Source organism: Streptomyces sp. NPDC101181, from assembly GCF_044767975.1.
Lineage (GTDB): Bacteria > Actinomycetota > Actinomycetes > Streptomycetales > Streptomycetaceae > Streptomyces.
In genome coordinates this window covers 682,410-708,418 of record NZ_JBIWOX010000001.1, presented here as the reverse complement: position 1 = coordinate 708,418, position 26,009 = coordinate 682,410, and the positions used below count along the sequence as shown (strand labels likewise).

Here is a 26,009-nt window from a genome sequence, read left to right as displayed (position 1 = left end):
CGGCGTGCCGCTCTGGTACCCGCCTCCGCTCGGGCCGACGAGTCAGGGGCCCCTGCCCGGGTCACCCCGGGTCACGCCCTGGTCGCCCTAGGTCACCACAAGTCACCCCGGGTCACGCTGGCGAGTGCGGGGCGTGCCGGGCGAGCATCGTGTGGACGGCCTCTTCGACGGCGTTGCGGACGTCGGCGGCCGCCGGGTCCCAGCCGGTCAGCAGCATGCGGGGCCACAGGACGTAGTTGGCGATCATGCCGAGGAACTGGTTCGCGGCGCTCTCCGCGTCGGGCACGTCCGCGTTGCCCGCCTCGCGCTCGGACTCCAGGTAGCGCTGCACGGAGGCGAAGTAGGGCATCTTGCCGAGCTGGAACTGCATCCGCCCCAGCTCGGGGAAGCGCGGCAGTTCGGCGATGACGATCCGGAACAGGCCCGCCATGCGGGGCTGGCCGATGAGCTCGGCGTAACGGTGGCCGATGGCCGTCAGGCCCGCGCGCAGGTCTCCCGCCGGTGGCCGCGCGGCGGTGTCTCCCGCGTCGCGCTGCCAGGACTCGGTGACGATGGCCTCGAAGAGGGCCGCCTTGGTGGGGAACTGCTTGAACAGGGTGGACTTCGAGACCTCGGCGGCCTCGGCGATCCGCGCGAGGGAGGTGCCGTCGTAGCCGCGGTCCAGGAACAGGTCGGTGGCCGCTGAGGTGATCGCCTCGCGCTTCTGCTGCGCGAGCCTGCGGTGGTGCGCGGTGAGTTCTGCTGCCATGCGGCGAGTATGCCGCAGCTCCGAGGCGAGTCACTTGACTCGCCTCTCGGGATCTGCCTACAGTGCGCCCGTAAGGCGAGTCGGTTGACTCGCATCTCGACCGCGGCACCGGGCGCGCCCCGGCCGCCGCAGGGCGGAGAACGTTCATGACCATCGACAAGATCGCTCTGGTGACCGGTGCGAACCGCGGCCTCGGGCGCAGCACGGCCCTCGCCCTGGCCGCCCGCGGGGTGCGGGTCGTCCTCACCCACCGCGGCGACGCGGCCGGGGCCGAGGAGACGGCCGAACAGGTGCGGGCCGCCGGCGGGACCGCCACCGTGCTCCGGCTCGACATCGGTGACGTGTCCTCCTTCGCGGCCTTCGCCACCGAGCTGGGCGCCCTGCTGGAACGCTGGGGCGCCTCGCGGCTCGACATCCTGGTCAACAACGCGGGTGTGGGTGTCTTCGGGCCGCTGGATACGGTCACCGCCGACGACTTCGACCTGGTGATGGACACCAACGTCCGCGGCACGTTCTTCCTCATCCAGGCACTCGTACCGCTCCTGGCCCAGGGCGGCCAGATCATCAACGTGTCCACGTCGCTGACCCGGCACACCAGCCCCGCCACCTCGGTCTACTCCGCCTCGAAGGCCGCCCTTGAGGTGCTGGGCCGCACCCTCGCCGCGGAACTGGGACCGCGCGGCATCCGGGTCAACTCCGTCGCCCCGGGGCCCACCGCCACCGACTTCAACGGCGGAGCGATGCGGGACGACGCCGGAATGCGCCAGATCCTGGCCGGACAGACCGCGCTCGGCCGCGTCGGCGAACCGGAGGAGATCGGCGAAGCCGTCGCCACACTCGCCTCCGAAGGGCTGCGCTGGGTCACCGGCCAGCGCGTCGAGGTCTCCGGGGGCGCCTTCCTGTGATGCCCCGGCGCAGGTCGAAATGCGACCTGCGGGACGTCCGTCGACATACCCGTACGTACCCCGGTCGCCCCCTCTACCGCCCGTTCCCGTTCGATTACAGTGCTTGCGCGGTAGCCCGCAGAGGCCCGCGCAGGCCAGTCCAGCGAGCGGTGTCGGGAGGGCGCGGGGTGAGCACAGGGACCACGGCTGTCTGGGGCCGGGCCGAGCAGCAGGACTTCCGCAGCCGGGTCCGCGGGGCCCTGCTCGGCGGCGCCGTCGGCGACGCGCTCGGAGCCGGGGCCGACGGGCTCGGGCTGGAGGAGATCCGGGCGGCCCACGGCATCGAAGGGGTCACCGACTACGCCGTCGCGCACGGCAGACGCGGAGCCGTCACCGCGCTCACCCAGCTCACCCTGTTCACCGTCGACGGGCTGATCCGCGCCCAGGTCCGCCGCGACACCGGCGCCTGGCACCCGCCCACCGACGTCCACCGGGCCCATCTGCGCTGGGCCGCCACCCAGTACGACTGGGGGCCCGACGAACGCCGCGAGGACAACGGCTGGCTGGCCGCCGAGGAGTGGCTCTACGCCCGCCGTGACCCCGCCCGGGAGTGCCTGACCGGCTTCGGGGACACCGCCATGGGGACCCTCGACCGGCCCAAGAACCCCACCGCCCGGGACGCGGGGGCGCTCACCCGGTCCGCGCCCTTCGGGCTGCTCGTGGGCTGGGAGCCGGGGCTCGTGCTCCAACTGGCCGTCGAGTGCGCCGCCCAGTCCCACGGCCACCCCGCCGCCCAACTGGCGGCCGGGGCCTTCGCCGTGCTGGTGCACGGGCTGGCCCGCGGGGAGACCCTCGACGGCTCGGTGCAGAACGCGCTGGCGCTGCTCGCCGGACGCCCCGGCCACGAACCGGTCACCCGGGCGCTCCAGAGGGCGCTCGGCTCCGTCCGGCAGGGCATCCCGGGCCCCGCGCTGATCGAGTCGCTGGGCGCGAGCGACGCCGCCGAGGAGGTGCTCGCCGTCGCCGTGTACTCCGCCCTGGTCAGCGAGGACTTCCGGCACGGGCTGCGGCTCGCGGTCAACCACAGCGGGCCCTCCCGCGCCACCGCCTCCGCCTGCGGGGCGCTGCTCGGCGCGCTGCACGGCGAGACCGCGCTGCCGCCCGCCTGGCTCGCGGAGCTGGAGGGGCGGGCCACTCTCCTCGAACTGGCCGACGACTTCGCGATGGAGATGACCCAGGGCCCCGCCCTGCACAGCCCGACCGCCGCCGCCCCGGGCTGGCTGGCCCGCTACCCGCGCGGCCTCGGGACGCCCGGCGGCCCGGCCGTCACCGCATCAGTTCGCCCGCGTTGACCAGCAGGGACTGACCCGTGATCGCCCGCGCCCGGTCGGAGGCCAGGAAGGCGACGGCCTCCGCCACGTCCCCGTCCGTGGCCAGCTCCGGCAGTGCCATCCGCTCGGTGAGCCGGGCCAGTACGTCCGCCTCCGGCACGCCCTCCGTCTCCGCGGTGAACCGGACGTACGCCTGCACGGGCGGGCCCCACATCCAGCCCGGCAGAACCGTGTTGACCCGGATACGGTCCGGGCCCAGCTCCCGCGCCAGCGAGTACATCGCCGAGGTGAGCGCCCCCTTGGACGCCGCGTACGCCGCCTGCCGCACCTGGGAGGGCGCGGACACCGCCGACTGCGTACCGATCACCACCACCGAGCCGCCCCGCTCCTTGAGGGCGGGCAGACAGGCGCGGGTCATCCGCAGAGTCCCCAGCAGGTTCACGTCGATGACGGACTGCCAGGTGGCGAAGTCCGCGTCCTGGAGACCGCCGAAGTAGCTGTCCCAGGCGGCGACATGGACCACCGCGTCGATCCCGCCGAACCGCTCGACCGCCAGCGCCGCCAACGCCTCGCACCGGCGCTCGTCCGTGATGTCGGTGGCCAGGAACGCCGTACGGTCGCCCGCCGGGTCGATCTCCGCCGCCGAGGCGGCCAGATTCGCCTCCGTACGCGCCCCGAGCACCGCGCGCCCGCCGTCCCGCACGACGGTCTCCGCGACCCGGTGCCCGAGCCCCGGCCCGACACCCGAGACGACGACGGTCTTCCCCGCGAGCAGCATCGGTGCCTCCTGGCCCCTGGAAGTTCATCTGACGGAGCGTCAGAGTAGAGGGCGGCAGGTCCTGACGGAAGGGGAGGGGGTGCCCGGTGGGCGAGGACGGGACGCGAGGCGAGGACGGGGTGGGGAGAAAGGGCGGGGTGCGGAGCGAGGGCGGGTCGCGGACGCAGGGCGGGTCGCAGCGCGGGGGCGGGGTGCGGAGCGAGACGTACGCCGAGCTGGCCGCGACCGGGCCGTACGGGGTGCGCCCGGGGCACGCGCTGATCACCCTGGTCGAACCGCACCCGGGCCACGAGTACGCCTACAACCGCTGGTACGAGGACGACCACTACTACGCGGGCGCGACGGCGATGCCCTGGATGTTCGCGGGCCGCCGCTGGGTGGCCACCAAGGACCTCCGGGACCTGCGCTATCCGCAGAAGTCGGCGGTGGCCGAGCCCGTCGGCGCGGGCTGCTACCTGTCGACGTACTGGGTGACCGAGGGGCGCTACGACGAGCACATGAAGTGGACCGTCGCCATCAACAAGCGGCTCAACCGGGACGGCCGGGTCTACCAGGACCGGACCCACGTCTTCACGGCCTTCCAGGACCATGAAGCCACCGTCTACCGCGACGGCGCGGCGGGCCCGAGGGACTTCCACGCGCTGGACCACCCGTACGCCGGTCTGGTCCTCCAGGTCGTCGACGCCGAAGGACCCGAACGCCGGAGGCGGTTGCTGGAGTGGCTGCGCGCGCGTCACCTGCCCGGCCGGCTGAGGGGGTCGCCCGCGGCCATGGTCACGGTCTTCCGGCCGACCCCGCTGCCGGGGGACCGGATGACGTACGTGAGGCAGGTCGAAGGGGTCGGCACCCGGCTGACGCTGCTGTGGTTCCTCCAGGAGGACCCGCGCGACTGCTGGGAGGAGCGTTTCACCGGCCTGGACACGGCGGTCGCGGAGACGGGGCTCGGGCGGGTGGAACTGGTCGCACCCTTCATCCCGACGGTGCCGGGAACCGACCGGTACGTCGACCGGCTGAGGTGAGGCGGGCAGCGTCCCGATTGCGCGGCGGGGCGGACGGCGTCGCGGCCGTGGGGCGGGGCGGGCTGCGTTCCTGCTGTAAGGCGGGCAGGCGGCGTACCGGCTGTGGGGCGGGGCGGGAAGTGCCTCTGCCCAGCGCCGAGCCCCCTCGGCCAGGACGGCGAACCGGTCGAGAGGGCTCCATCAGGTGGTGCGGGGGTGACCGGCGGACAGCCGGTCGTGCCTGGCCTCTCGGGCTCAGGCGTCGGAGCGGCCCTGCGCGACGTCGCGCACGAACGCGTTCCACGCACCGGGGACGAAGGTGAGCGAGGGGCCCTCGGGGGCCTTCGAGTCACGGACGGCGATGGACCGGGCGATGGGGGACTTGACCTCGACGCACGCGCCGTTGCCCCCGGAATACGACGACTTCGTCCACGTGTCCGTAGCACCCTGAAGAATTGCCATGTTCACTCCGGTTCAGAGAGTTGGGTGAGTCGCACCAACCTGATTCCGATTGGCGTGATCGACGCTACTCGCCACGCCCGTTCCATGAGATAGCTGTTCACTCGACCGGATGGTCTTGCGGGGATAAAGCTTCCGCAGTGGGCTGGCGGCGGTGTATATTACCGCCGCCGCTCACTCGGCGGGCTATCGGCGGTTGCCGAACCCGGAATTCAGTCAGCTCGCACGGTCGGCCGACGCGCACGAACGGACCGGCTCGCACGAACGAAACGGCTCGCACGAATGGAGCGGCCCGTGCGGACAGTTCGGGCCGTGCGGACAGTCGCCCGTGCGGACAGTTCGGTCCGTGCGGACAAGTCGTCCGTGCGGACAGTCGCCCCGTGCGAGCCGGCCGCATCGCGCGATCAGCTCGTGTACGACTTGGCGATCTTGCTGATGAACTCCCGCGTCTGCTCGACGTTCAGCGCCTGTGCCCGCAGGTGCTCGTACATCACGCTGTAGCGCTGCACGTCGTGCGCCTTCTCCAGGTAGAGATCGCTGGTGACGCCCTCGATGTAGACCACGCTGGAGTCCGCCGCGTCCGGGAACTCCAGGATCGCGTACTGCCCGTTGATGCCCGGGTGCGCTCCCATGTCGAACGGCAGCACCTGCACGGTCACATGGGGCAGATGCGACTGCTCGACGAGGTATTCCAGCTGGTCGATCATCACCTGGTTGTCACCGACCCGGCGGCGTAGGGCTGACTCGTCGATCACGGCCCACAGCCGCAGCGGGTTCTCCGGCGCGTTCACCCGGTCCTGGCGCCGGGACCGCACGTTGACCCGCTTCTCGATGTCCGACGGCGGGGCCTCGGGCAACGCGCCGCTGATCAGGGCCTCGGCGTACGCGCGGGTCTGGAGCAGGCCCGGCACCATCTGGGGCTCGTAGACGCGCAGCGACTCCGCGTCGGTCTCCAGTCCGATGTAGACGCTGTACGGAATGTCGCCGAAGGCGTGCCACCAGCCCTGCTGGCGCGAGTCCTTGGCCATCTGCATGAGCGATTCCACGATGCGGTGGTCCTCGACCTCGTAGACCCCGCAGAGATCGCGCACATCGCGCTGGCTGATGGAGCGGCGACCGTTCTCCAGGCGGCTGATCTTCGACTGCGAGACCAGCAGCCGCTCCGCCACTTCTTCGGCCGTCATGCCTTTGAGTTCGCGCAGGCGGCGCAATTCCTGGCCCAACCTGCGTCGCCTGACTGTGGGATTGACGTTGGACGGCACGGAAACGGCACCTCCGGCTATGTAGCTGTGCGTATCTACTGCTCAGCAGATTGCCACCCCGTGCCCCGGCCGCGCTGGGAAACGGCAACACGGGTTCCGCGGGGGGCGTGCGCACCGGAGCGCACGGGGGCGCACAGGTCGATGGGAGCGCGCAAGCGCGCGGGGCAGCCGGCGATGGTGACGACCGGCTGCCCCGCGCGTGGTGCGGCTCCCGGACCGGGTCCTGTGACGACGTCGGTACGGCGGTGTGCTGCTGTGTTGCTGTGCGCTGTCGTGCTCGCCGTGCGAGTGCCCGGGGGGTCCGGGCGGTCAGCTCGCGGCGGTGTGCGCCATGCCGCCGCGACGAGCCTGTGCTTGCGGCTGCAACGGAACGCCCGCTGTCTGCTGCGTACGGCGTGGCTGGACGGCCACCCCGTTCTGGACGTCCATCACGGCGTGCGCCACGAGGCCGCCCATCGGGTCGTGCCTGATCAGGTCCCGGAGGCGGGAGCGCGATGAACGCCCCTCGTTGCCGGGGTACAGATGCTTGCCGAGTCCGACCGCGTGGGCCAGTGCGGCGAGCGCCGCGGTCCGCGGGTCCGGTGGTACGCCGGTGCGGATCGCGCTGTCCAGCCGGGCCCTGATGTCCCGGCTGATGGCCGTGTCCGTCGCCTGGTAGCGAGTCGTCGGCAGTACGCCGCACATCTGACCCGCCACGGCATGGACCATGCCGCACCGCTCCAGATGCGCGAGATAGATCTGGCGCAGCCCCAGCCGGGGTCCGCCGATCCAGTGGACCGCCCGGACCGGGCTGCCACGACGGCGCAGCAGCTCCAGTGCGGAGTCCAGAGTCGGATCTCCTGTCGGCCGTGGCATCACCACGGCGATACGATCCCCGTCAGGGGCTATCCGTCCTGCCAGAGCCAGCTCTACTAGCTGTGCCCCGGCCAGGCCGAGGTCGAGCGACTGCGGCTGCGCTGTGGTACCCGTGGTCGGGTCCAGAGCGAGCAGCAGAAGCTCCTCCGGAATTGTTCTGCGGCTCCTGCCCATCCATGCCTCCCCGCGTGGATGTCTGACAGGGTGACCCCTCTCACATTCATCTGTCGAGAGCGCCTGACCGCTTTGTACGGGAACCAGTAGGTATGTCGTTCTCGTCTAGCAGCTCGGCCAGGGGTTCACACAGGACACTGGTACATGGTTCGGACAGCGCGGGGCGACCCCGCGGCGCATGAGGAGGCATCGGTGGCGGGCGAGTCCCCCGACAAAACGGAGCAGCGGAAGTCGTCGGGGACGGCTGCGGAGGAACGCGACCCGCGGTTCGCCGTGCTCCGCGACGCGGATGAGGCGAATGCGGTGCCCGCTTCCGCGTCGGAAGCGGACACCGGCGACGAAACGGGCAGCGACGCGGAAGCGGGCGCGGCGGCGGGCGCGGCGGCGGGCGACGGCCCCGGCACGGGTGGAGCGGCCACGGGTGCGACCTCGGACACGGCGACGGCGGTCTTCCGCCCCCGGCTCCCGCAGGACGCAGCTGTGAGCGAGGCTGGGGCGTCCGCGAAGCCGGAGGCGTCCGAGTCCGAGGGGTCCGGGAAGGCCGGGGAGCCGGGGGAACCCGGGGAGCCCGAGGAGACGGGGGACCCCGTCGAGGAGGCTCCTGAGAAGGCTGCCGGGGCCTCTGAGGGGCCAGCTGCCGCCTCGAAGACCCCGGAGGTTCCCGAGGCCCCGACGGCCGGGGAGGCCGCCACGGACGAGCCCGAGGACGGGGCCGTGGCAGGAGGCGCAGGCGAAGCCGGGGACCGCCGCCTGCGGGCCGCGGTGGCCGCGTGGGTCGACGCCGAGGCCGAGCCTGCGGAGGACAAGCCTGCGGAGGGCAAGCCCGCGGAGGACAAGCCTGCGCGGGATGCCGCGGCTGACGACGAGCCTGAGCCTGAGCCCGCGGAGGCCGAGGCCGCTTCCGTCTCCGAGGACGACGGCGAGAACGCCAGCGCCGAGTCCGCCAGCGTCAGCGCCGAGTCCGCCACCGCCAGCGCCGACGACGAGTCCGCCACCGCCGACGCCAACGATGGCGACGTCGGCGAGGGCAAGCCCGGCGCGGACGCCAAGCCTGCGGTCGATGCCAAGCCCGGCGCGGACGCCGCGCCAGACGGTGACGCCGCCCCCGCCCCCGACGCGGACGCCGAAACCGGCTCCGACCTGCGAGGAATCGATCAGCCCACAGCGGTCTTCACGTCGGTCAAGTCGGCCGATCGAGGCGACCAGGCGACGACCGCGCTGAAGCTGCCCCCGCGAGGCACCACCTCCGGAACCGCCGCGCCCCGCAGCACCGAAGAGCCGGAGACCGCCGCGCCCCGCAGCACCGGGGAGTCCGCGGCTGCCGCGCCCCCGAGCGGCAAGCCCGAGGGTGCCGCCGAGCGCACCAGCACCTTCGTGCCGCTGCGCTCCGACGACGTACGGACCGCCCCCGCGCCCCGCAAGCCGGAGCCCGGGGCGGAAGAGCCCGGGGCGGAGGAGTCCGGGACGGCCGGAGCTTCCGGTGCGGCCGGGGCCTCCGGTGCGGCCAAGAAGGCCGTAGGCGCCCCCGAGGCGGGTGCGGGCACGGCGACCACCGGGGAGACGACGACGCCGTCCTGGGCCGTCGCCGAGCGGACCCGGCAGCAGCCGCTGCCGCCGAAGCCGCCGCTCGATCTGCTCGCCGAGCTGACGAACACCCCGCCGCCTCCGGAGACCCCGGTCCGCACGGCGGTCCGCCGGGTCAAGATCTGGACCCCGCTGCTGCTCCTCCTGCTGATCGTCTTTGCGATCGTGCAGGCGGTGCGCCCGATGGCGGCGCCCGAACTGGAGCTGACGGCGGAGCCGACGTACACCTTCGAGGGCGGCGAGACGAAGCTGCCCTGGCCGGGGCAGGGGCAGTCGGCCGTGATGGTGGAGGGCGTCGGCTCCCTCGGGACCGAGGGCGCGCAGAAGTCGGCGCCGATCGCCAGCGTCGCCAAGGTCATGACGGCCTACGTGATCCTGGACGGGCACCCGCTCAAGGGCGACGAGGAGGGCGAGAAGATCACCGTCGACCAGAAGGCCGAGGACGAGTCCAAGCGGCCCGACGAGTCGACGGCTCCCCTGACCAAGGGCCAGCAGCTCACCCAGAAGCAGATGCTCCAGCTGCTGATGATCCCCTCGGGGAACAACGCGGCCCGGCTGCTCGCCCGCTGGGACGCCGGGAGCGAGGACGCGTTCGCCGACAAGATGAACGACGCGGCCAAGGACCTCGGGATGAAGAACTCGACGTACACCGACCCCAGCGGTCTGGAGAAGACCACCGTCTCCACCGCCGCCGACCAGCTGAAACTGGCTGAGGCGGTCATGCGCAGCGAGGTCTTCCGGGAGATCGTGGACATGCCCGAGATCGAGATCGACGGCATCGACGGGAAGATCTACAACAACAACAATCTGCTGCTCCAGCCCGGGGTGAGCGGCATCAAGACCGGTTCGTCGACCCCCGCGGGCGGCAATCTGCTCTGGTCGGCGAACACCATGGTGGACGGCAAGAAGCTCTGGATCTACGGCGCGGTCATGAGCCAGCAGGCCGGTACGGGCCGGGTCTACGACAGCCTGGAGCTGTCCCTGACCAACAGCCTCAAGCTGATCAGGGAGGCGCAGGAGGTCGCCACGTCCACGACGGTGGTGAAGAAGGGCGATGTCGTCGGCTACGTGGACAACGGCTACGGCGGGCGGACCCCGGTGATCGCCACGAAGAACCTCAAGGCGGTCGGCTGGCCCGGTCTGGAGGTCGAGCTGAAGGTCACCGACAACGGCAAGGGCATCGACCACGGGGCGAAGGCCGGCAGCGAGGTCGGCTCGGTGACCGTGGGCACGGGCACCGGGAAGATGACGGCGCCGGTGGTGCTCCAGGGCGACCTGAAGGAACCGGCCTTCGGCGACAAGCTGACCAGGGTCGGCTGAAACACACCGGCGGGCGGGGACGACACCCGGGACAGTGCCGTCCTTCGCCCGCCGGCGGGCGGGATGAGGTGTCCGAGGCACGTGTTAGCGTCCCCGGACAACTCAAGGACGCCGGGACGCGTCTTTGAACGCGGTACGAAGCAACAGGAACAGGTACGGGGCCGGCGCAGACGGGGAGAGCCGTAGTGACCACCGCGGAGCCGAGACCCGGCCGCGAGGCGGACGAGACCACGGGGAGCGACACCAGCGGGGCTCCCGGGGCCGCGGAGACCGACGGGACCGCGGGGCCTGCCAGGGCCACCGGTGGAGAGATGACCGGTGCCCCCGATGCTTCCGGTGCTCCTGTCGGTGCCTCCGGTGCCTCCCGTGCTCCTGCCGACGTCGGAGGCGAGGCCTGGCACGTCCGGGTGCCGTCGCCCCGCGCCCCGGAACCCGGCGCACCCGGAGCCTCCGCTTCCCCCGGCCTCGCCGTCTCCCCGACCCCCTCCGCCGCTTCCCTCGCGCCCTCCGGCCTCTCCCCTCTCCCTGATCTCCCCGACGCCTCCGCGGGGCCGTCCGGACCCGCGGTCCCCACCACACCCGCGTCGGCCACCTCCGGCCGGGCGCGGCGGCTGCTGCGGCACCCGGTGACCATCGCGACGGCGGCCGCCGCCGTGGTCCACCTGCTCTGGTTCTTCTTCTTCGCGAACACCGGCGGCGACATCGCGGCGCAGGACGCCTGGGCCGAGTTCGTCGGCCGGCACCCGGGCACGGCGTACAACCTGGCGTGGTACGGGGGCATGCACCCCGTCTCGTACAGCGTGGTCTCGCCCTACCTGATGTCCGTGCTCGGCGTCCGTACGACGATGATGATCGTCGGGACGGTCTCCTCGGCGCTGACCGCCCTGATCCTGGTCCGGGTCCCGGCCGTCCGCAATCCGCTGGCCTGCTCGCTCGCCGCGGTCTTCGCCTTCCTGTGCAACGCGCTGTCGGGCCGGGTGACGTTCGGGCTCGGCATGATGTTCGCGGTCGGCGCGGTGGCGGCGGTGTTCTGCTGGCCGTACCGCTGGCGTTACAAGCGGTGGGCCAAGGCCGCCGTGGCCGCCCCGCTCGCGGGACTCGCGACCGCCTCCAGCCCGGTCGCCGGACTGTTCCTCGGGGTCGTCGCGGCGGCGCTGTTCCTGCACAAACGGCGCCCGGGGGCGTACGCCATCGGGCTCGCGCCGGTCGCCGTGGTGGGCCTGTCCGCCTGGCTGTTCCCGTTCTCCGGGACGCAGCCGATGTCGTTCGGGACGCTCTCGCTGCCGTTCGTCTTCGCGGTGCTGGTCTTCCTCCTCGTACCGCGTGACTGGAGCACGGTCCGCACCGCCGCCGCGGTCTACGGGCTGGGCACGCTGCTGACGTACGTGGTCGACTCCCAGATCGGGTCGAACGTCACGCGGATGGCGATGCTGTTCGCCGGGGTGGCGCTGCTCGCCGCCCTGCCCTACGCGGTGCCGCGCAGCCGCCGCTGGTACGCACTGGTCCTGGCGTTCGCCGGGATGAACTTCTGGATCGGCTACAAGAGCGTGGACGACATCGTCCGCACCGCCCCCGCCGCCTCCTGGAACCGCGAACTGGCCCCCTTGGTCAACCAGCTCCAGCAGGTGGAGGCCGAGCGCGGCCGGGTCGAGGTGGTGCCCGCGAGCAGTCACCGGGAGTCCTCGGCCCTCGCCCCGTACGTCAACCTGGCGCGCGGCTGGAACCGCCAGGCGGACATGAAGCGCAACCCGCTCTTCTACGACGACACGCTGGACCCGGTGAACTACCGGGAGTGGCTGGACCGCTGGGCCGTGCACTACGTGGTGCTGCCCAAGGACCGGCCGGACAACGGGGCGGTCCAGGAAGCGGAGCTGATCGAGCAGGGGCAGCCCTACCTGCGCCAGATCTGGGGCGACGCCAACTGGAAGCTCTACCGGGTCCTGGACCCGGTCCCGCTCGCCGACCCGCCCGCGACGGTGGAGCGGGCGGGCGCGGACGAGCTGACGATCACCGTGAAGTCCGCGGGCCGGCTGCTGATCCGGATCCCGTACACACGCTGGCTCGCCCTCGTCGACGAGAACGGCAAAAGCCTGGAACGCCCGCGGGAGACCGAGGAGTCGAAGGAACGGTCGAAGGCGGACGAGACCGCGCCCAAGACCTACGTCAACACCAACGGCTGCCTCAACAAGGTCGAGGAAGGCCCGTACGGCGACGAGTGGACGGAACTGCTCGCGCCGCGACCGGGTGTGTACCGGCTGGCGGCCCCCTACCAACTCCAGCCCGGCACCCCCTGCCCGGAAGAACTCAGCTGAGCCCGGGACTTCCGAGCCCCGGGCTTCATCCGTGACGGTCCGGTTTCCGAGGGCGTGTTGTGCGCGCCCCGAGCCGACTGGTTCGATCGCGGTATGCACGAGACGATCACCGACCCCTCCCTCGTACGCGGCCTGATAGCCGCCCAGTTCCCGCACTGGGCGGACCTGCCCGTGGAGGCGGTCGGCGCGAGCGGGACCGCGAACACGATCTACCGCCTGGGCGCCGACATGGCCGTCCGCCTCCCCCGTACCGAGGGCGGCGCCGCCGACGTGGTGAGGGAACACCGCTGGCTGCCCCGGCTCGCCCCGCTCCTGCCCTTCCCCGTACCGGCGCCGCTGGCCCAGGGCGCCCCGGCCGAGGGCTTCCCCCGGGCCTGGTCGGTGTGCGGCTGGCTGGAGGGCGTGAACCCGCGCCCCGGGGACGGCTCTTCGGACTCGGAGCTGTTCGCGGCGGACCTGGCGGAGTTCGTACGCGCCCTGCGCCGGATCGACCCCACCGACGCCCCGCCCGCGTACCGCGCCGAGCCCCTGGCCTCCCGTGACACGGTGACGCGCGAGGCCATCGACGCGGTGGACGGGATCGTGGACGCGGGGGCCGTCGCCGCGTCCTGGAAGGAGGCGCTGGCCGCCCCGCCCTTCACGGACCGGCCCGTCTGGGTACACGGGGACCTCCAGCCCGGCAACGTCCTGGTCGAGGACGGCCGCCTCACCGCGGTCATCGACTTCGGCTGCCTGGGCCTGGCCGATCCGGCCGTCGACCTGATCGCGGCCTGGTACCTGCTCACCGGGGAGGCCAGGGAGACGTTCCGCACAGCGCTGGCGGCCGACGAAGCGACCTGGGCGCGGGGACGCGGCTGGGCCCTGTCCATCGCCCTCATGGAACTCGCGCACTACCGCACGGCGAACCCGACGATGGCGAGCATCGCGGACCGGGTGATCGGCGAGATCACGGGCGGCCGCCTCACGGAGGAGGGGGAGTGACCGGACCCGGCACATGACCGGCTCGCGGACCCACCCGGATCTGGCACGACCCGAGTACGACAGGAGCCTCCCCGGGCGTGCCCGGGGAGGCTCCTGCTGATGTGCTGTGCCCCCGGCAGGATTCGAACCTGCGACACCCGCTTTAGGAGAGCGGTGCTCTATCCCCTGAGCTACGAAGGCGTGGGATCGGCCGTCCGCCCGTCGCAGGCAGACCGCCGCCGTCAGTGTAGCGGGTGAGGGGTGGGCCGGGCGCTGCCCGAGTGCCGTGGGGGGCGGGGCCGGGGTGGCCTTGGCGCGCTGGTCCCGTGCGCATAGCGTCCTCGGTATCAGCCGCGTGAGAAGGGCCGCCCGTGCCGCACCCCCGCTCGTCCTCGCCTCCCTCCCCGCCCCCGGACCCCGCTCCGGGCCCCGATCCCGCTCCACTCCCGGACCCCGCCCCGGGCACGTACTCGCGCCCCGCCGCCGAGGATCCCGTCGTGCGCGACGAACGCCTGCGGAGCGGCCTGCGTATCGAGGCGTCGCTCACCGCGCCGGGGGCGCCCTTCGCCGTGGTGCGGGGGGAGCGCGGGGTGCTGGAGTACGTCGACGGGCCCCGGACGCTGCGGGAGTTCGTGGAGACCACCTGGGCCTTCGGGGACACACCGTTCCTGATCGCGGGGGAACGGACCGTCACCTACGGGGAGTTCTTCGCCGCCGCCTCCGCGGTGGCCGTCCGGCTGCGCGAGCGCTACGGGCTGCGCCCCGGCGACCGGGCCGTCGTCGCGATGCGCAACCACCCCGAGTGGCAGATCGCCTTCTGGGCCGCCCAGCTCGCCGGACTCGTCGCCGTGCCACTCAACGCCCGCTGGACAGAAGCCGAGTTCGTCCACGCGCTCGACGACTGCGAGCCGGGCGTGGTCCTGGTGGACGGCGAGCGGCTGGGGCGCGTCGCAGGCTGGGCGCGGCGGACCGGGGCACGCGTCGTCCTCTTCCGGGAAGACGACGGAGGCGGCGCCGACGGGCCCAGGGAGGACGCGAGGGTCGCCGGCGGGCCGGGGGAGAACGCAAGCTGGGCCAGTGGGCCGGGGGAGAACGAGAGCTGCGACGGAGGGTTCGGGGAGGACGTGAACTGCGACGCCGGGCTGCACCTGGAGCGGTACGAGGACTTTCCCGCGCCCGATCCGCTGGCCGCGCCGCCCGACGTGGAGCCGCGCCCCGAGGACGACGCCACGATCCTCTACACCTCGGGCACCACCGGCCGCCCCAAGGGGGCCGTGGCCACCCATCTCGCCCAGGCCGGGGCCGCGCTCAACCCGCGCTACCAGGCGGCGGCGTCCGCGCTGGCGCGGGGCGCGATGCCGGGACTGGGGGCCGCGCCGGTGACCCTGATGACGTTCCCGTTCTTCCATGTCGCCGCGTTCACCGCCTTCTACGGGGCGATGGCTGCGGGCGGCACCCTGGTCCTGATGCGCCGGTGGGATCCGGACGAGGCGCTGCGGCTGATCCATACGCACCGCGTCACGCACTTCGCGGGCGTCCCCACCACCGGGCTCCAGCTGCTGGCGGCCGCCGAGCGGACGGGCGACGTGCTGGCGGGCCTCAGCCTCTTCGGCACCGGGGGCGCCGCCGCCCCGCCCGCCCTGGTGGCCCGGCTCACCGACCGGTACGGCGAGCGCGTCGAGCCCCGCACCGGCTACGGCCTCACCGAGACCTGCGGCGGGGTCCTCGCGCACGTCGGGGCCGACTACCGCGCCGAGCCCGGCGGTGCGGGCCGCCCCACCCCGGTCACCGAGATCCGGATCGCCGGTGCCGAGGGCGAGGAGCTGCCCGACGGGGAGCCGGGGGAGCTGTGGTTGCGCGGCCAGTCGTTGTTCCGCGGCTACTGGCGCGACGCGGCGGCGACCGAGGAGGCGTTCGCCGCCGGGGGCTGGTTCCGTACGGGGGACCTCGCCGTACGGGACGAGGGGCGGGTCAGCATCGTCGACCGGCTCAAGGACGTGGTGGTCCGCGGCGGCGAGAACGTCCACGGCACCGAGGTCGAGGGCGTCCTGCACGACCACCCCGACGTGTGCGACGCGGCCGTCATCGGCGTCCCCCACCCGGTGCTGGGGGAGGAGGTCGCCGCCGTCGTCCGCATGCGCGCAGGGGCCGCGGTCACCGCCGATGCCCTGCGGGAGCACGTCGGCCGCTCGCTCGCCGGGTTCAAGGTCCCCGCGCACGTACTGCTCACCGACGAACCACTCCCGCGCAACGCCACCGGCAAGCTGCTCAAGCAGGAGCTGCGGCAGTGGTTCGCGCAGGACGGCGGAGGCGGCAGAGGCAGCAGCGACGCCGATGGGAGAAGGGGCAGCGGGGGCAGCAGCGGTGTCGGGGGAGAGCCCGGAGCGGGGGAGGGGGCCGGGGGAGGTTCCGCTTTCGGGTGAGGGGCAGAGGCCGTGCCGGAGTCGGAGAAATGGTCCGCGCCAGAGCCGCAGGCACAGCCGGAGCCGGAGTCGGGGGCCGGTGTCGGCGACGGTTCGGTCACGGGCGCGTGACCCGTACCCGGTAGGTGCCGTCGTCGTCCGTGTCCACCACGGATATCCGTACGCCGTTGGCCCGGTCGGTGAAGGTCTGGCCGGGGCGGAACGTGGCGTCGGACAGTTCCGCGTGGACGTTGGGCAGCCGGGTGCAGCCGCCGCTGTCCTCGGTGGCGTCGGCGACGGAGACCGGGCCCTGGCCGGTGTCCACGTCGGAGCTGACCTTGTAGATCAGCACGCCGGGGCGGCAGACCCCGTCGTCGTTGCCGCCCTCCGTGCGGACCTCCACGGCGTAGCCGGACTGGGCGCTCAGCGGGACGAAGGCGAGCTTGGTGCCGCCCTCGGCGGCCAGCGGGCCGATCCGGTGCTCGCTGACGCCGGGCTCTGCGGCGCAGCTGATCTGCTCGTTGTCGAGCCAGCCCAGCTTCCACTTGTGCCAGGCCAGGAAGTCGTTGTTGGCGCCCCAGTCCTCGGACATGATGTCCCAGTGCCCGACGGAGCCGCCGCCCTCCATCGTGTAGAGGTCGGGGAGCCCGAAGACGTGGCCGTTCTCGTGCGGCAGGACGCGGTAGCCGGTTTCGGCGTACGACCCCGATCCGTCGTCCTGGCGGCTGTAGATGAAGGACGTGTTGGAGAGCGGGACGCCGTCGGCGGACGGGGCCTCCCCGTTCCCGGAGAAGGTCACCGAGAGCACGGTGTCCAGCGCGGAGGGCCCCGCGTTCGGGGTCACCAGGATGTTGACCAGGTCGTACACGGAGAAGTCGACCTTCGGGTCGGCGGCCGCGACGATGTCCTTCACCAGCTGGCGGTAGCCCGGCTCGAACGGCGAACCGCGCTCGATCCCGTACTCCGTGAACGGCAGCGGCATCCGCAGCCACTCCTTCACGGGTGCCTCGGGCTGGTACACGAGGCGTCCGTAGGAGCTCTTCGTGAACCAGTCGGAGGTCTGCGGGAAGAACTCCCCGTACCGGTCCATCGCCGGGTCGGTGGCCTCCGCGTCCGGGAAGTCGATCATCAGGTTGAGCGCCTTCACCTCGCCGGTCGACCGCGCGTACCCGGGCGGCGTCGGCATGCCCTCCGACATCTGCACGCCCATCGCCGCGGTGATCCGGCAGGGGGCGAGCGCCGCGTCCTGGGCGGTGGCGGCGGGTCCGGCCGAGGCTCGGCCGCCCGCGGGGAGGCTGGTGCTCGCCGATGCCACGGCCGCTATGACCAGGGCGGTCGCCCCGGCCAGGGCGATCGGGCGGTGGTGTCTGCGTATCCGGTGGCGGAGCTGCTGCATGGAGGCGCCTTCGGGTCCGCGGCAGTCGGCCGGCCCTGACTGCGCTGTGGCGATCAGCCTCTGCCGGGCCGTCCGGGGGCGCTCGTCGGGTGCGCCGTTCGGAGGTTTTTCCCCGTCAGGTGATGTGACTCGGGTCACAGCGCGGGCGGGAAATAACTGGGGACCCCGTCCCCGTTTGCATACGTGTCCCCGCGAAACGGGGAATCGATCCCCGGATCCTCCGGGCGAGCTCCCCGGAGATCCACCGGGCGAGATCCCCCGGATCCCCGGGTGAATCCCGGGAACGACCGGGTGGATCCCGGAACCACCGAGCGAATCCCGGAACCACCGGGTAGATCCCGGAACCACCGGGTAGATCCCGGAACCACCGGGCCAGAAGGAAGGGACGTCGTGCAGAGCATCGCCGAGAAGACCGCTGCGGCGGCAACGTGCCGCACGTCCCGTCCGCGGGCCGACGCGCTGCGCAACCGCGAGCGGATCGTGAGCGCCGCGCGTGAGCTGTTCGTCGAGTCCGGGCCCGACGTGCCGCTCGACGACGTCGCACGGCGGGCGGGGGTCGGCAACGCCACCCTCTACCGGAACTTCCCCGACCGGGCCGCCCTCACCCACGAGGTCGTCCTCGCGGTCACCTCCCGCACCACCCGTCGCGCCGAAGAGGCCGTCGCCGCGGAGTCCGACCCGTTCGCCGCGCTCAGCCGCTTCGTGCACGCGGCCGCCGACGAACGGATCGGCGCCCTGTGCCCGATGCTCTCCGGCGTCTTCGACAAGCACCACCCCGAACTGCTCGCCGAGCGCCAACGCCTCGAAGAGGTGGTCGAGGGGCTCGTGACGCGCGCCATGTCCGCGGGTCGACTGCGTGCCGACATCGGCGTCGGTGACGTACTCGTCGTCCTCTCCCAGCTCACCCGGCCGCTTCCCGGCATCGCCTGTCAGGGCATCGACCGGTTCACCCACCGCCATCTGCAGCTGTTCCTGGACGGACTGGAAGCCCCGGCCCGCTCCGAACTGCCCGGCTCGGCGGCGACCTTGGAGGACCTGCGGCGTGACGCCTGACCCGACGCCCGCCCGAATGTGAACCTCGCGGCTCCGCCGCCCCCGCTTCTCCGATTCCACCCGACAGCCCGCCCGAACCACCGCCGCCTGTCCGGCCCGGCACGACGCCCCGCGCGGCGCGCCCCGTACGGAACCGGCCCTCACCACTGTCCCGCGTGCGGCACCGCCCGTACCGACGACCCTCAACTCGCGACGCCCTCGGCGCCTTCGCACGTCCTTAGGTGGCTACATCCATGTCCGAAACGGTCGACAACACCGCGTTTCCCGATCCCGGCGGGTCCGACTCCGGTCGTTCCGCCCCCACCGCCTCCGGCTCAGGCCGGTCCGTCTCCAGCCGCGTCGCCGCCGGTGCCGACCGTGTCGATCCCGGCCGCTGGAAGGCCCTGGCCTTCATCGCGCTCGCCCAGCTGATGGTCGTCCTCGACGCGACCATCGTGAACATCGCGCTGCCCTCCGCCCAGACCGACCTGGGCATATCCGACGGCAACAAGCAGTGGGTCATCACCGCCTACGCCCTCGCCTTCGGCGGGCTCCTTCTCTTCGGCGGCCGGATCGCCGACCTCTGGGGCCGTAAGCGCACCTTCGTCGTCGGTCTGATCGGCTTCGCGCTGGCCTCCGCGCTCGGCGGGGCCGCCCAGAACGAGGCGATGATGTTCGGCTCCCGGGCCCTCCAGGGTGTCTTCGGCGCCCTGCTCGCCCCGGCCGCGCTCTCCCTGCTCGCCGTGATGTTCACCGACGCCAAGGAGCGCGCCAAGGCCTTCGGCATCTACGGGGCCATCGCCGGTGGCGGTGGCGCGGTCGGGCTGATCCTCGGCGGCTTCCTCACCGAGTACCTGAACTGGCGCTGGACCTTCTTCGTCAACATCCCGTTCGCCGTCGTCGCCGCCGCGGGCGCGTACTTCGTGATCCGCGAGCCGTCCGGCGCCCGCAACCGCTCGCCGCTCGACATCCCCGGCGTCGTGCTCTCCACGCTCGGCCTGGTCGCCCTCGTCTACGGCTTCACCCGCGCCGAGTCGGCCGGCTGGTCGGACGGGCTGACCATCGGCATGTTCATCGCCTCGGCGGTGCTGCTGCTGGCCTTCGTCCTGACCGAGGCCCGCGTGAAGTCCCCGCTGCTGCCGCTGCGCGTGCTCACCGAGCGCAACCGGGGCGGGGTCTACCTCTCGCTGGGTCTCGCGATCATCGCGATGTTCGGGCTGTTCCTCTTCCTGACCTACTACCTCCAGGTCGTGAAGGGCTACTCCCCGGTCAAGACCGGCTTCGCGTTCCTCCCGATGATCGCGGGCATGATCACCGGCTCCACCCAGATCGGCACCCGGCTGATGACCCGGGTCCCGCCGCGTCTGCTGATGGGCCCCGGCTTCCTGCTCGCCGCGGTCGGCATGCTCCTGCTGACCCAGCTGGACCTGAACACCAGCTACGCGGCGGTCATCCTGCCGGGCCAGCTGCTGCTCGGCCTCGGTATGGGTACGGCGTTCATGCCCGCCATGTCCCTGGCCACGCACGGCATCGAGCCGCGTGACGCGGGGGTGGCCTCCGCGATGGTCAACACCTCGCAGCAGGTCGGCGGCGCCATCGGCACCGCGCTGCTGAACACCATCGCCGCCAGCGCCACCACCGCCTACGTCGCCGACCACGCCGCCGGTGCCACGGACCCGAGGCTCCTGGAGCTCCAGGCCATGGTCAGCGGCTTCTCCGCCGCGATCTGGTGGGCGGTCGGCATCCTGGTCGCCGCCTCCGCGATCGCCGCCGTGCTGATCAACACGGGCCGCCCGGGGACGGGCGCGGGCGGTACGTCCGGCGGGAAGGCCGAGGGCGCCGCGAACGCCGACGGAACGGGGAACGCCGACGGCGCCGAGGACGAGTTCCGCATCCCGGTCATCGCCCACTGACCGGTGACGCCGGTGTCGCACCGTACGCCGCCGGTCCGGCGCCCCTCGGGGTCCGGTCTCCTGGGGCAACACGCCCAGGGCTGCGGCCACGGCCGTGTTCACGGAGCTACGGCCGCGGCCGTAGCTCCGGCACCGGATGACGTGACGCCACCGATCTGCCCTGGCCCCGCCGAGCACGTGCGCTCAGCGGAGCCAGGGCAGATCCGCGTCCGGGCCCTCCGGTTCGAGGCCGGTGGCGAGCACCCGCATGATCTCCCCGAGGCTGCGCACCTGCTCGGGGCTCAGCCGGTCGAACATCGCCTGCCGTACGGCGTCCACATGGCCCGGCGCCGAGCGGCTGAGCATCGCGTACCCCGCGTCCGTGAGCACCGCGTTCTGGCCGCGCTTGTCCGAGGGGCAGTCCTCGCGGCGTACCCAGCCGTTCTTCTCCAGCCGGGCGACGGCGTGCGACAGCCGGGAGCGGGTGATCTTCACGTTCCTGGCGAGCTCCGTCATCCGCATCTGGCGCCGGGGCGCCTGGGAGAGCTGGACGAGGAGCCCGTAGTAGATGTGCGGCATGCCCGCGTCGCGCTGGAGCTGCCGGTCGAGGTGATCCTCCAGCAGCGTGGTGGCGTGCAGATAGGCGCGCCAGACGCGCTGCTCCTCGTCGCTGAGCCAGCGCGTCGCGCCGGTGGATGCCGTGGTCATGGACTCCACTGTACGACCTTTTCTTGAAAGTTTAACTAGATAGGGCTAAGGTCTCCGAAGGTGGGTTCTTGAAGATTCAATGACCTACCCCGAAAGGGGAACGGCGCAACTCCGGTCGAGTTCCGCAGGGCCCCTGAACAACGATCCCCCGGATGGTCTGGGGAAACCAGGCTCGGGCGGGACTCACCCCGAGTCCGGTGGCCCTGAGGGCCGTGCATCCGGGTTCTGTGGATGGGAGTGCCATGACGGCAACCGCGGAGCGCATGCCCGCCCTCTATCTCTCGCACGGCGCCCCGCCGCTCGCCGACGACCCGCTCTGGCCCCGCCAGCTCGCCGCGTGGTCCGCCGAACTGCCCCGCCCCCGCGCGATCCTCATGGTCTCGGCCCACTGGGAGGAGGCGCCGCTGGCCCTCGGGGCGACCGTGACGGCACCGCTCGTCTACGACTTCTGGGGCTTCCCCGACCGCTACTACCAGGTGCGGTACGCGGCCCCCGGCGCCCCGGAGCTCGCCGACAGCGTCCGCAAGCTGCTGCGCGGTGCCGGTACGCCGGTCCAGGACTTCCCGGACCGGGGCCTCGACCACGGGGCGTACGTACCGCTGGTGGAGATGTTCCCGGACGCGGACATCCCCGTCCTGCAGATCTCCCTGCCGACCCTCGACCCGCGGAAGCTGATGGCTGTCGGCCGCAAGCTCGCACCCCTGCGCGACGAGGGCGTCCTCATCGTGGGCAGCGGTTTCTTCACCCACAACCTGGCCGCCCTGCGGCAGACCGGCGGCGGCGTGCCCGGCTGGTCCGCCGAGTTCGACGACTGGGGTGACCGGGCGCTGCGGTCCCAGGACATCGACGCGCTGCTCGACTTCGAGCACACCTCGCCCGCCGGAAAGCTGGCCCACCCCCGCACCGAGCACTTCGCCCCGCTCTTCGTCACCCTCGGCGCGTCCGAGGACGAGCTGGACCGGGGGCGGAGCGTCGTCGACGGCTTCTGGATGGGGCTGGCGAAGCGGTCGGTGCAGTTCGGCTGAGGAGCCGGGCAGGGGCCGGCCAGGGGCCCGGTAGGGGGCGTGGTCGCTCGCGTGGCGCCGGGGAGCCGGGCGAGGTGGTGGAGGGGGACGGGGGGCGAGCTAGAAGACCGGAGTGTTCAGCTCGATCGAGCGCAGGGCGGCGGCGAACGCGGTCGCGTCGCCGACGTCCAGCGCCGTGTCCACGAACTTGATGGTGTGATCGTCCCCGTGCGCCGCCGCCCGGCCGAACAGCTCCTCCGCGACCGTTGCCCCACCTCCGGGGGCCGCCTCGCCCGCGGGTGCCGCTCCGCATCCGGACGGGGGAGGGGCGACGGCCGCCGCGACACCGGTCGGCGGGGCGTAGGCGGCGGTGACCGCCGCGCTCGCCGCCCAGGCCGCTCCCAGGCTCGGCTCCCACAGGGCCCGGGGGAGCGCGGGCAGCGTCCGGAGCACCGCGTTGGGGGCGGTCGCCGCGTGGACCAGCATGACCGGCTGACCGTGCCCGTGGGTGGCGTACCGGTGGGTGGCGGCCCGGACCAGCTCACGGAGCGCGGTACGGGCGGCCTCGGGTCCGGCGGGCTCCCGGCCCGGCCAGCGCGGGAACCCGGTCAGCTGCGCGAACCGGTCCCGGATGTCGCCGCTCTGGTCGGGCACCCGCTCCACCCGGTCCAGGGCCGCCGCGGCGCTCGGGGCCGGGCCGAGCGGTTGCAGGGCGGGCAGCGGCTGGTGCCGTGCGGCCCAGTAGCCGAGGCCGTGGGCCAGCTCCCGGACGCGCGGCGCGGTCTCCGCACCGGCCAGCAGGGTCCGTACGGAGTGCCCGACCCGGATCACCGGATGTGTGGCGCCCGCCGCGATGCCCGGCAGCAGCCGGGGCCACCACTCGGCCAGCACGTCCCGCCAGGGCCGGTCGGCTGTCTCCCGCTCGAAGTACCCCGTCCAGTCGGCGATCCGCCGGGGGTCTCCCAGCGCCTCGGTCCAGTTCCGAGCGGTCACCGGCGCGGCCGGGGCCGGCATCTCCTCCAGCTTGGGGCCGTAGCGGTCCAGCCAGCGATGCACCACCGGCGCCCGGCCGCGCCGCACGAGGGCCTCCACCGCCATCGGCGCGTGATTGCTCAGCCAGCCGTCGCGTTCCGGCCCCGAGGTGTGGATCCGCTCCAGGGCCTCGTCGAGGATGCCGGTGGTGTCGTCGGAGACCCAGGAGTCGCGCGGGAGCCCGGTGCCGTCGGTGGCCCCGGTGTGATGCGGAAGCCTGGTGTCGTCGGAGACCCCGGTGTCGTGCGGGGGCCTGGTGCCGTCGGTGACTCCGCTGCCGTGCGGAGGCCTGGTGTCGTCGGGATGCCGGGTCCCGTCGGTGCCACTCGTGCCGGTGCTGCCGGGCGTGCCCCTGGTGTCTGCCATGCGGTCACGCTAGGGCGGGCCGCCGCCCGACGGAACGGACCGGGGCCCTAGGACTCGGGGCCGAGGCAACCCGGCAGCGGTGCGATCCGTCCTTGGGGGTAGGTGGACGGCCACGGAAACCTCGGCGGCCGAAGCGCCCGGAGTCGCTGGAGCGAAATGAGTGAAGGACACCACGTCGGATGTGAGCGCGGTCTCACGGGCGGGGTGACGGCCGGGGGAGGCCAGGGGCACCCGATCTGCCTCGGTACCCGCTCCGACCTGCACGTCCACGCGTCTCTCCGGCCTGCCTCCGCCGGTCGGGGCCGCACAGGGTACTGCATGATCGCGAAATTGAATGCGGCGCGTGGGAATTCTGTCCGGATTCCAGTCGTTGTTTCCATCGGATGCAGGGCACCCGAGAGGGTGTCGCGACCTACTCAGCAAGGGAGCACGCATGGCAACCCGTGCCGTCGCCCGTCGTACGTCCGCCGCCTCCGGTGAGACCGACCGGGCAAGCAGTGTTCGCGCCGTGGGCGGGGAGATCGCCGATCGCGACCTGGTCGGCATGTACCTGGACGAGATCGCCCGTACACCGCTGCTCGACGCGGCCAAGGAAGTCGACCTCTCCCAGACCATCGAGGCGGGCGTCTACGCCCAGCAGATCCTCGACGGCGAGGTGGAGAGCGAGGCCGGTGGAGCGCAGCGCGAGGAGTTGGAGGCGCTGGTCGCCGAGGGCGAGCGCGCCAAGGACATATTCATCCGCTCCAACCTCCGCCTCGTCGTCGCCGTGGCCCGCCGCTACCCGCGCGCGGGGCTCCCTCTGCTCGACCTGATCCAGGAGGGCAACGCGGGGCTGGTCCGCGCGGTCGAGAAGTTCGACTACGCCAAGGGCTTCAAGTTCTCCACCTACGCCACCTGGTGGATCCGCCAGGCCATCACCCGGTCCATAGCCGACCAGTCCCGCACGATCCGGCTCCCCGTCCACCTGGTGGAGGAGCTCGGCCGGATCCGCCGGGTCCAGCGCGAGTTCAACCGTGAGCACGGGCGCGACCCGGAGCACGCGGAGATAGCCGCCGAGCTCGACTCCAACGCCGAGCGTGTTGGCAACGTGCTGGACTGGGCCCGCGACCCGGTCAGCCTCAACATGTCCGTGGACGACGACGGGGACACCCAGTTCGGCGACCTGCTGGAGGACACCTCCGCCGTCTCGCCCGAGCAGTCCGTGATGACCCTGCTCCGCAGTGAGGAGCTGGACGACCTCATCGGCAAGCTCGACAACAGGACGGCCTCGATCATCAAGATGAGGTACGGCATAGAGGACGGCCGCGAGCGGACCCTCACCGAAGTGGGCAAGCAGCACGGTCTCACCCGGGAGCGGATTCGCCAGATCGAGAAGCACGCACTCCTCGAATTGAAGCGAATGGCTCACGACACGGGCTTTGACGCTGCGGCCTGAGCCGATAACCCGTAATCTCCCGAACAGGACGGTTCGCACCGTCCGACCGACCGGGTCGCCCCGGTCACCCGACCGGTTCCCCACCGGTCCCCCGAGCTGAGCCCCGGCGCCCACCCCCCCCCGGCGTCGGGGCTCATCCCTGTCCGGGCAGTCGCCGGGATGCGTACGGGTGAGGCCGGGATCAGCGGGATCCCGAGGACCGACGGAGGACCGGCGGAGGGGCGGAGGTTCAGCAGAGAAGCAGAGGATCAGCAGATGCGCGTGCGGCTCTCCATCGCCGCGCGGGCGGCGTCCTCGTCCTCGTACACCTCGCACATGTGACGGCCGTCGGGCGTCGCTGTGTGCTCGACCTCCCACAGGCTCGTCTCGCTGCCGTCCAGCAGCAGGAACGCGTGCTCGTACAGCGTGAACCCGGCTTCCTGGCCGTCGACCCGGCACTGCCGCCCGAAGATCTGGGTGATGTGGTGGGCGAACGCGGCCCGCAGCAGCGACGCCTTCCGCTCGCCCGGCCGGTCCCTGTTCTCCGCGCGGCGCAGCACCCGGCGGGCGTGGTCCGCGGAGTTGTCCGGGGCGTAGGACCGGGGGAGTGGCGCCGGCGGGGCGGACATCAGGACCGTCAGCATCTCCAGATCACCCGGCCCGGCCCCCTCGCCGAAGACCGGGGCGTCGGACAGGCTCCCGGCGAGACGGGACGCGGCGATGTGGGCGTCGGCCTCCTCGTCGTACACCTCGTGCGTACGCGGTGCCCCGGCCTCCCGGCCACCGCTGTGCACCAGCTCCCACAGGGACAGGGCGGAACCGTCGGCGAGGAGATACGTGTGGCGGTAGGTCTCGCGGTGTAACACGGCGCTGTGGTGCGAGGAGTACAGCGAACTGCTGTGCGCCAGCGCCGAACCGAGCCGGTCGACCGTGCTGTCGGGGAGGTCGAAAGAGTTGAGGGCGCGTCGCAGGAGTCGGTCGAGGTGGTGCTCGGTTGTCTCGTACGGATCGCTCAAGGTGCTGTCTCCAGGCCGTCGCCGCGTGTCACTTGCTGCGAGCTCAACGTAGTCCCTGGGTCTGACATCGGAACCGGGGTTT

General features: G+C 72.4%; 20 protein-coding genes and 1 tRNA gene. 11 read left to right on the top strand and 10 right to left on the bottom strand.

The genetic code is table 11. The features are described 5' to 3' along the window. Window positions 1–112 precede the first annotated feature (112 nt). The gene (locus tag ACIRRU_RS03010; RefSeq protein ID WP_403675350.1) at window positions 113–748 is read right to left on the bottom strand and encodes a TetR/AcrR family transcriptional regulator; all 636 of its coding nucleotides are present in this window, start codon (window positions 746–748) and stop codon (window positions 113–115) included. Between the two features lie 146 nt (window positions 749–894). Between ACIRRU_RS03010 and ACIRRU_RS03005 the strand changes: the two genes are divergently transcribed. Both ACIRRU_RS03005 and ACIRRU_RS03000 read left to right on the top strand, forming a co-directional pair. Continuing rightward, the gene (locus ACIRRU_RS03005; RefSeq protein WP_403675347.1) at window positions 895–1,653 is read left to right on the top strand and encodes an SDR family NAD(P)-dependent oxidoreductase; all 759 of its coding nucleotides are present in this window, start codon (window positions 895–897) and stop codon (window positions 1,651–1,653) included. 167 nt (window positions 1,654–1,820) lie between these two features. Further along, window positions 1,821–2,984 carry an ADP-ribosylglycohydrolase family protein gene (locus tag ACIRRU_RS03000; protein ID WP_403675344.1) on the top strand — a complete coding sequence of 388 codons (1,164 nt, stop codon included), beginning with the start codon at window positions 1,821–1,823 and terminating at the stop codon, window positions 2,982–2,984. On the opposite strand, the gene ACIRRU_RS02995 is transcribed toward ACIRRU_RS03000, so the two are convergent. Next, window positions 2,959–3,741, bottom strand: coding sequence for an SDR family oxidoreductase (locus tag ACIRRU_RS02995; RefSeq protein WP_403675342.1), 783 nt, complete (start codon window positions 3,739–3,741; stop codon window positions 2,959–2,961). The genes ACIRRU_RS03000 and ACIRRU_RS02995 overlap by 26 nt on opposite strands. Before the next feature lie 137 nt (window positions 3,742–3,878). Between ACIRRU_RS02995 and ACIRRU_RS02990 the strand changes: the two genes are divergently transcribed. Further along, window positions 3,879–4,760, top strand: coding sequence for a hypothetical protein (locus tag ACIRRU_RS02990; protein WP_403675627.1), 882 nt, complete (start codon window positions 3,879–3,881; stop codon window positions 4,758–4,760). A 234-nt stretch (window positions 4,761–4,994) separates the two neighbouring features. On the opposite strand, the gene ACIRRU_RS02985 is transcribed toward ACIRRU_RS02990, so the two are convergent. The 3 genes from ACIRRU_RS02985 to ACIRRU_RS02975 all read right to left on the bottom strand — a co-directional run bounded on the left by ACIRRU_RS02985 (window position 4,995) and on the right by ACIRRU_RS02975 (window position 7,489). Beyond that, on the bottom strand, window positions 4,995–5,201 hold the full coding sequence (locus ACIRRU_RS02985) for a DUF397 domain-containing protein (protein ID WP_363201135.1): 207 nt from the start codon (window positions 5,199–5,201) through the stop codon (window positions 4,995–4,997). Window positions 5,202–5,602: 401 nt separating this feature from the next. Further along, complete coding sequence (locus tag ACIRRU_RS02980; RefSeq protein WP_363201136.1) at window positions 5,603–6,460, bottom strand: helix-turn-helix transcriptional regulator; 858 nt, start codon at window positions 6,458–6,460, stop codon at window positions 5,603–5,605. Window positions 6,461–6,769: 309 nt separating this feature from the next. After that, window positions 6,770–7,489, bottom strand: coding sequence for a GPP34 family phosphoprotein (locus tag ACIRRU_RS02975; RefSeq protein ID WP_403675339.1), 720 nt, complete (start codon window positions 7,487–7,489; stop codon window positions 6,770–6,772). 192 nt (window positions 7,490–7,681) lie between these two features. Between ACIRRU_RS02975 and ACIRRU_RS02970 the strand changes: the two genes are divergently transcribed. The 3 genes from ACIRRU_RS02970 to ACIRRU_RS02960 all read left to right on the top strand — a co-directional run bounded on the left by ACIRRU_RS02970 (window position 7,682) and on the right by ACIRRU_RS02960 (window position 13,686). Then, entirely contained in the window at window positions 7,682–10,393 is a 2,712-nt protein-coding gene (locus ACIRRU_RS02970; RefSeq protein ID WP_403675337.1) for a serine hydrolase, read from the top strand. Between the two features lie 311 nt (window positions 10,394–10,704). Beyond that, complete coding sequence (locus ACIRRU_RS02965; protein ID WP_403675625.1) at window positions 10,705–12,705, top strand: MFS transporter; 2,001 nt, start codon at window positions 10,705–10,707, stop codon at window positions 12,703–12,705. A gap of 93 nt (window positions 12,706–12,798) precedes the next feature. Next, window positions 12,799–13,686, top strand: a complete 888-nt coding sequence (locus ACIRRU_RS02960; RefSeq protein ID WP_403675335.1) for an aminoglycoside phosphotransferase family protein — start codon at window positions 12,799–12,801, stop codon at window positions 13,684–13,686. Window positions 13,687–13,793: 107 nt separating this feature from the next. On the opposite strand, the gene ACIRRU_RS02955 is transcribed toward ACIRRU_RS02960, so the two are convergent. Next, a tRNA-Arg gene (locus ACIRRU_RS02955) sits at window positions 13,794–13,866 on the bottom strand. A 296-nt stretch (window positions 13,867–14,162) separates the two neighbouring features. Between ACIRRU_RS02955 and ACIRRU_RS02950 the strand changes: the two genes are divergently transcribed. Then, a complete protein-coding gene (locus ACIRRU_RS02950) occupies window positions 14,163–16,088 on the top strand; it encodes a class I adenylate-forming enzyme family protein (protein WP_403675333.1) in 1,926 nt (641 codons plus the stop codon). 97 nt (window positions 16,089–16,185) lie between these two features. Here ACIRRU_RS02950 and ACIRRU_RS02945 read toward each other — a convergent pair whose 3' ends face one another. After that, entirely contained in the window at window positions 16,186–17,463 is a 1,278-nt protein-coding gene (locus tag ACIRRU_RS02945; protein ID WP_403675332.1) for a M6 family metalloprotease domain-containing protein, read from the bottom strand. 390 nt (window positions 17,464–17,853) lie between these two features. On the opposite strand from ACIRRU_RS02945, the gene ACIRRU_RS02940 reads away from it, so the two are divergent. Together ACIRRU_RS02940 and ACIRRU_RS02935 are read left to right on the top strand one after the other, a co-directional pair. Further along, window positions 17,854–18,516 carry a TetR/AcrR family transcriptional regulator gene (locus ACIRRU_RS02940; protein WP_403675329.1) on the top strand — a complete coding sequence of 221 codons (663 nt, stop codon included), beginning with the start codon at window positions 17,854–17,856 and terminating at the stop codon, window positions 18,514–18,516. 233 nt (window positions 18,517–18,749) lie between these two features. Further along, window positions 18,750–20,408, top strand: a complete 1,659-nt coding sequence (locus ACIRRU_RS02935) for an MFS transporter (protein ID WP_403675328.1) — start codon at window positions 18,750–18,752, stop codon at window positions 20,406–20,408. Between the two features lie 183 nt (window positions 20,409–20,591). Here ACIRRU_RS02935 and ACIRRU_RS02930 read toward each other — a convergent pair whose 3' ends face one another. Next, window positions 20,592–21,104, bottom strand: a complete 513-nt coding sequence (locus ACIRRU_RS02930) for a MarR family transcriptional regulator (RefSeq protein ID WP_363201144.1) — start codon at window positions 21,102–21,104, stop codon at window positions 20,592–20,594. A gap of 233 nt (window positions 21,105–21,337) precedes the next feature. Between ACIRRU_RS02930 and ACIRRU_RS02925 the strand changes: the two genes are divergently transcribed. Then, window positions 21,338–22,120 carry a class III extradiol ring-cleavage dioxygenase gene (locus ACIRRU_RS02925; RefSeq protein WP_363201145.1) on the top strand — a complete coding sequence of 261 codons (783 nt, stop codon included), beginning with the start codon at window positions 21,338–21,340 and terminating at the stop codon, window positions 22,118–22,120. Window positions 22,121–22,219: 99 nt separating this feature from the next. On the opposite strand, the gene ACIRRU_RS02920 is transcribed toward ACIRRU_RS02925, so the two are convergent. Further along, the gene (locus ACIRRU_RS02920; RefSeq protein WP_403675324.1) at window positions 22,220–23,497 is read right to left on the bottom strand and encodes a questin oxidase family protein; all 1,278 of its coding nucleotides are present in this window, start codon (window positions 23,495–23,497) and stop codon (window positions 22,220–22,222) included. 433 nt (window positions 23,498–23,930) lie between these two features. Here ACIRRU_RS02920 and ACIRRU_RS02915 point away from each other — a divergent pair, with 433 nt between their 5' ends. Then, window positions 23,931–24,932, top strand: coding sequence for a sigma-70 family RNA polymerase sigma factor (locus tag ACIRRU_RS02915; RefSeq protein ID WP_363201147.1), 1,002 nt, complete (start codon window positions 23,931–23,933; stop codon window positions 24,930–24,932). A 248-nt stretch (window positions 24,933–25,180) separates the two neighbouring features. Here the strand turns inward: ACIRRU_RS02915 and ACIRRU_RS02910 are convergent, their stop codons facing one another. After that, window positions 25,181–25,927: a DUF6227 family protein gene (locus tag ACIRRU_RS02910; RefSeq protein WP_403675321.1), complete on the bottom strand. Its 747-nt coding sequence runs from the start codon at window positions 25,925–25,927 to the stop codon at window positions 25,181–25,183. Window positions 25,928–26,009 lie beyond the last annotated feature (82 nt).

Excerpts from the sequence above, each read along its gene's own strand:
- ACIRRU_RS02935 (WP_403675328.1), top strand. The coding sequence starts at position 18,750 with ATGTCCGAAACGGTCGACAACACCGCGTTTCCCGATCCCGGCGGGTCC.
- ACIRRU_RS02965 (WP_403675625.1), top strand. The coding sequence starts at position 10,705 with ATGACCGGTGCCCCCGATGCTTCCGGTGCTCCTGTCGGTGCCTCCGGT.
- ACIRRU_RS02960 (WP_403675335.1), top strand. The coding sequence starts at position 12,799 with ATGCACGAGACGATCACCGACCCCTCCCTCGTACGCGGCCTGATAGCC.
- ACIRRU_RS03010 (WP_403675350.1), bottom strand. The coding sequence starts at position 748 with ATGGCAGCAGAACTCACCGCGCACCACCGCAGGCTCGCGCAGCAGAAG.
- ACIRRU_RS02945 (WP_403675332.1), bottom strand. The coding sequence starts at position 17,463 with ATGCAGCAGCTCCGCCACCGGATACGCAGACACCACCGCCCGATCGCC.
- ACIRRU_RS03005 (WP_403675347.1), top strand. The coding sequence starts at position 895 with ATGACCATCGACAAGATCGCTCTGGTGACCGGTGCGAACCGCGGCCTC.
- ACIRRU_RS02975 (WP_403675339.1), bottom strand. The coding sequence starts at position 7,489 with ATGGGCAGGAGCCGCAGAACAATTCCGGAGGAGCTTCTGCTGCTCGCT.
- ACIRRU_RS02995 (WP_403675342.1), bottom strand. The coding sequence starts at position 3,741 with ATGCTGCTCGCGGGGAAGACCGTCGTCGTCTCGGGTGTCGGGCCGGGG.
- ACIRRU_RS02915 (WP_363201147.1), top strand. The coding sequence starts at position 23,931 with ATGGCAACCCGTGCCGTCGCCCGTCGTACGTCCGCCGCCTCCGGTGAG.
- ACIRRU_RS02920 (WP_403675324.1), bottom strand. The coding sequence starts at position 23,497 with ATGGCAGACACCAGGGGCACGCCCGGCAGCACCGGCACGAGTGGCACC.
- ACIRRU_RS02925 (WP_363201145.1), top strand. The coding sequence starts at position 21,338 with ATGACGGCAACCGCGGAGCGCATGCCCGCCCTCTATCTCTCGCACGGC.
- ACIRRU_RS02985 (WP_363201135.1), bottom strand. The coding sequence starts at position 5,201 with ATGGCAATTCTTCAGGGTGCTACGGACACGTGGACGAAGTCGTCGTAT.